Annotated in this window: 3 protein-coding genes; all 3 read left to right on the top strand. The window is 68.1% G+C overall.

The window, feature by feature from the left end; all coding sequences use genetic code 11:
* Window positions 1-39 precede the first annotated feature (39 nt).
* A complete protein-coding gene (locus tag ACIPIA_RS13330) occupies window positions 40-1,050 on the top strand; it encodes an extracellular solute-binding protein (RefSeq protein ID WP_400510243.1) in 1,011 nt (336 codons plus the stop codon).
* Between the two features lie 95 nt (window positions 1,051-1,145).
* Window positions 1,146-2,732 carry an ABC transporter permease gene (locus ACIPIA_RS13325; protein ID WP_400510242.1) on the top strand — a complete coding sequence of 529 codons (1,587 nt, stop codon included), beginning with the start codon at window positions 1,146-1,148 and terminating at the stop codon, window positions 2,730-2,732.
* Between the two features lie 96 nt (window positions 2,733-2,828).
* On the top strand, window positions 2,829-3,028 hold a 200-nt coding region (locus ACIPIA_RS13320; RefSeq protein ID WP_400510240.1), incomplete at its 3' end, for a hypothetical protein.

The following is a 3,028-nucleotide window of genomic DNA, read 5'->3' as shown; positions in this document are numbered from 1 at the left end:
CGTCGCGCTTTTGGCGCCATAAACCGACGGAGCCCAAGAATGATCGGAAAATCACATCTCCACGCCCTGGCACTGTCGTCCTGCCTCCTGGCCGCGCCGGCCTTGGCCCAGGAAGTCAACCTCTACACGACGCGCGAGCCCGCGCTGCTCAACCCCGCGCTCGAAGCTTTCACCAAGGACACCGGGATCAAGGTGAACGCCGTCTTCCTGAAGGACGGCCTCCAGGAACGCATCCGCGCCGAGGGCGCCAACAGCCCGGCCGACGTCATGCTCGTGGTCGATGTCGGCGAGATCAATGCCGCGGTCGACGCCGGCATCACGCAGCCGATCAAGTCGCAGACCGTGGACAAGATCGTTCCCGCACAGCTGCGCCCGGACAACAACTGGGTGACCCTGACCAAGCGCGCCCGCGTCGTCGTGGTATCGAAGGACCGCGTCAATCAGGACGCCATCACCTATGAGGACCTCGCCGACCCGAAGTGGAAGGGCAAGTTCTGCATCCGCGCCGGCCAGCACCCCTACAACAACGCCCTCTTCGCCGCCTACATCGCCCATAACGGCCCGGAGAAGACGGAAGCCTACCTCAAGGCGCTGCGCGCGAACGCCGCCCGCAAGCCCGGCGGCGGCGACCGTGACGTGGCCCGTGACATCCAGTCCGGCCTCTGCGACATCGCCGTGATCAACACCTATTACATCGGCCTGATGAGCCAGGCGAAGAACGAGCAGAAGGGCTGGTTCGACGCGATCAAGCCACTCAAGACCACCTTCGCCAACGGCGGCACCCATGTGAACGTCTCGGCCGCTGCGCTGGCCAAGAACGCCCCGAACAAGGACAACGCCGTCAAGCTGGTCGAGTACATGCTCGGCGAGAAGGCCCAGGCGCTCTATGCCAACGGCAACTTCGAGTTCCCGGTCAACACCGCCGTCACGGACTCGACCGCGGTGAAGCTGCTCGGCACGATCACCCCCGACAAGCTGCCTCTCTCGGAGGTTGCCAAGCAGCGCAAGGCCGCCGCCGATCTCGTCGACAAGGTCGGTTTCGACAATTGAGCCTGAGCGCTCCGCTCGGCACTTCGCGACGGCCGCCATTCACGTGGCGGCCGTCGACGCGTTTTGCCCTGGCCTCGTTGATTGGCGGCGCGCTCGTGCTGGCGCCGCTGCTGGCGCTGCTCGCGACGGCCCTGTCCTCGTCGCAGGCCGCGGAGATCTGGCCACATCTCGCCGCCAACGTGCTGCCGGCCGTCCTCGTCCAGACCGGCCTGCTGCTGGGGGGCGTCGGCCTCGTCTGCGCCGTGCTCGGCGTCGGAACCGCCTGGCTCGTCACGCAATTCGAGTTTCCCGGCCGGCGCCATTTCGACTGGCTGCTCGTGCTGCCGCTGGCGCTGCCGACCTATCTGACCGCCTATATCTATGTCGAGTTCCTCGGCTTCCAGGGGCCCTTGCAGAGCGCGTTGCGCGGCGTCACCGGCTGGCGCACGCTGCGTGACTACTGGTTTCCCGACCCGCGCAATCTGCCGGGTGCGATCGCGATCATGGCGATCGTGCTCTACCCCTATGTCTACCTCACCACCCGCGCCCTGTTCAGCATCCAGGGAGCGACCATCGTCGAGGCCGCGCGCAATCTCGGCGCCACGCCCGGACGGCTGTTCTGGCGGATCGGCCTGCCGCTGGCGCGGCCGGCTCTCGCCGCGGGGCTGACGCTGGTCCTGCTCGAGACGCTGAACGACATCGGCGCGACCGAGTATCTCGGCGTCCGCTCGCTCACGCTCTCGATCTATACGACCTGGATCAATCGCGGCTCCCTGCCCGGTGCCGCGCAGATCGCCTGCGTGATGCTGCTCGTCGTCTTCCTGCTGATCTGGGCGGAAGCGCGCCTGCGCGGGCAGCGCCGCTTTGCCCTGCCGGTGCGCCAGCCGCGCCCGGTCGGCCGCAGACCGCTGCGCCGCCGCGCGGCCATTCTGGCCGCGATCGCCTGCGCCCTGCCAGTCCTGTTCGGCGCCATTCTGCCGATCGGCTACCTCGCCACCGAAATCCTGCAGCGCGGGCTGATCGCGCAGTTCGACGCCAGGCTTCTGCGCCTCCTTGGCAACGCCGTCCTGCTCGCGGGCATCGCCTCGGTCGTCGTCCTGCTGCTGGGCCTCGGCATCGCCACGGCCAGCCGCGCCGGCCGCGAAAGCTGGCTGCGCCCCCTCGCCCGCCTGGCCTCGCTCGGCTACGCAGTGCCCGGCACCGTGCTCGCCCTCGGCCTGCTGATCCCGATCGCCGCTTTCGACAATGCGCTGGCGAGCGCAATCACCGCGCTCTTCGGCATCAAGCCGGGGCTGCTTCTGATCGGCTCTGGCGCCGCGCTGGTGATCGCCTATGTCGTGCGCTTCCTCGCGATCGGCGTCTCCGGCGTGGAGAGCGGCCTCAGCCGCGTCTCGCCCCGCATCGACGATGCGGCCCGTGCGCTCGGCGCCGGCCAGCCCGAGATCCTGCACCGGATTCACTGGCCGCTGATGCGCCCGGCCGTCGCGAGCGCCGCGCTGCTCGTCTTCGTCGACTGCCTCAAGGAATTGCCGGCGACGCTGCTGCTGCGGCCGCTCAACCTCGATACGCTGGCTACGGTGGTCTACGGCCAGGCCTCGCGCGGCGTCTTCGAGGAAGGGGCGCTCGCCGCCCTCCTGATCATTCTCGCCGGCCTCTATCCGGCCATGGTTCTGGCCAAAACCGGTGCAAGTCGTGCGGGATAGCCGGACACCCGGCCTCGACAAGCCATCTTCATCGGCCTACACCAAGCGCCGCCAGGGGGCTGGCTGACTTTCGGCCCAGTGCTGATTCGGAAGTCCATGACCAGACGCATAGCGATCCTCGCTTTCAGTCTTGCCGCCATTCTCGGCCTGCTCGGCGTGCAGTCGTGGGATCTCGCGCTCGACCGAGTCCAGCGCAGCGCGGTCGCCGCCGTCGAGGAGAAGACGGGCTTCGTCGTCAAGAGCATCGAGCGCGCCGAAATTGCGCTGCTGCCGCTGCCCCGCATCAGCCTGTCCCA

The organism is Allobosea sp. CER48, from assembly GCF_044752385.1.
Lineage (GTDB): Bacteria > Pseudomonadota > Alphaproteobacteria > Rhizobiales > Beijerinckiaceae > Allobosea.
The sequence above is the reverse complement of the archived record's forward strand: the minus strand, read 5'-3'. Positions and strand labels throughout refer to the sequence as shown.

Coding starts and splice junctions, on each gene's coding strand:
- ACIPIA_RS13330 (WP_400510243.1), top strand. CDS start 40: ATGATCGGAAAATCACATCTCCACGCCCTGGCACTGTCGTCCTGCCTC.